Origin of the sequence: Mycobacterium sp. PO1 (assembly GCF_017312405.1) — a bacterium.
In the GTDB taxonomy this organism is placed as follows: domain Bacteria; phylum Actinomycetota; class Actinomycetes; order Mycobacteriales; family Mycobacteriaceae; genus Mycobacterium.
The window spans coordinates 1-1640 of the sequence record NZ_BLTG01000125.1 but is presented as its reverse complement, the minus strand read 5'-3'; the positions used below and the strand labels follow the sequence as shown (position 1 = coordinate 1640).

1 protein-coding gene is annotated in these 1640 nt (G+C 65.5%); it reads left to right on the top strand.

Going from position 1 to position 1640, the window contains the following annotated elements; all coding sequences use genetic code 11:
• Positions 1-157: 157 nt before the first annotated feature.
• Positions 158-1624: an IS1634 family transposase gene (locus tag J3476_RS26990; protein WP_207069349.1), complete on the top strand. Its 1467-nt coding sequence runs from the start codon at positions 158-160 to the stop codon at positions 1622-1624.
• Positions 1625-1640 lie beyond the last annotated feature (16 nt).

The window sequence follows — 1640 nt, the reverse complement described above, 5'->3', positions numbered from 1 at the left end:
CCTGACTTGGCTCACGTTTGCAGGTTGGTAGTGCCCGTAGCGTCTTGACCTGCATTTTCTTTGTGGGGTTGCCGGAAATTTGTGCACTAAATCGGGCCCGTAGGCTGCCGGGGTGGCCTACGTGCGCACCGTGAAGACCGCCTCGGGTGCGACCGCGGTGCAGATCGTGTGGTCCACCCGGCGCGGATCACGCAACATCGAGCACGTGGGCTCGGCTCATGATGAGGCCGAACTGGCGGCGCTGAAAGCCGCGGCTGCTGAGCGTCTCGCAGGCAACCAGGCGGTACTCGATCTCGAGGTGAATGCCCCGGCGGGCTCGGAGCCGCTGCCGATCACCTCCACGCGGATGACGCACCTATGGGACGCCTTGTGCGCGGCGTATCGGATCCTGGGTTTCGAGTCAGCCACCCAGGGCGACACTGTGTTTCGTGATCTGGTCCTGGCCCGGATCATCGAGCCCAGCAGCAAGATCGACGCCGCACGCGTGCTCACCGAGGTCGGTGTAGAACCGGCCTCCTACGCCACGGTCAAGCGTCGCCTACCCAGCTACGCCACTTCGCAGTGGCGCCAAGCGTTGGCCGCCGCCAGTGCCCGGCGCGCCGGGTTGGGACCAGCCTCGCTGGTGCTCTTCGACGTCTCCACGCTCTACTTCGAAACCGATGCCGGTGACGGCTTCCGCGAACCCGGCTTCTCCAAGGAACGGCGCCTAGAACCCCAGATCACCCTCGGGTTGCTCACCGATGCCGCCGGGTTCCCGCTGACCGTGCAGGCCTTCGAGGGCAACAAAGCCGAGACCGCGACCATGCTGCCGGTCATCACCGCATTCAAGACCGCCCACCACCTCTCCGATGTCACCGTCGTCGCCGATGCCGGCATGATCTCCGAGGCCAACCAGATCGCGATCAAAGCCGCCGGACTGTCCTTCATCCTCGGCACCCGCATCCCGTTTCTGCCCGACGTCGTGCGCGAATGGCGCGACAACAACCCCGGCGAAGCGATCCCCGACGGCCTGGTATTGACCCAGCCCTGGCCGGCCACCAGCGCGGAGAAGACCCGCGGCATCCCCGACCGGATCATCTACTACCAGTTCCGCGCCGACCGGGCCCGCCGAACCCTGCGCGGCATCGACGAGCAGGTCCGCAAGGCCGAACGTGCCGTGGACGGGCACGCACCGGTCAAACGCAACCGCTACATCCAGTTAGCCGGCGCCACCAAAAGCGTCAACCGCACCCTGGAGGCCAAGACCCGGGCGTTGGCCGGCTGGAAGGGGTACACCACCAACCTGACCAGCGCGTCCTCGACGTTCGTCATCGATGCTTATCACCAGCTGTGGCACATCGAGAAGAGCTTCCGGATGTCCAAGCACGACCTGCAGGCCCGCCCGATCTATCACCACCTGCGCGATTCCATCGAGGCCCACCTCAGCATCGTGATCGCCGCGATGGCCGTCAGCCACCACATCGAAACCCAGACCGGCTGGAGCATCAAGAAATTCGTCCGCACCGCACGCCGCTACCGCACCGTGAAAATCCAGGCCGGAACCCAGACCCTCACCGCCGCTGACCCGCTACCCGACGACCTCCGCGCCGCTCTGCTCAAAATCCGCAGCGACGGTGCGCACTAATTTGAGCCAAGTCGGG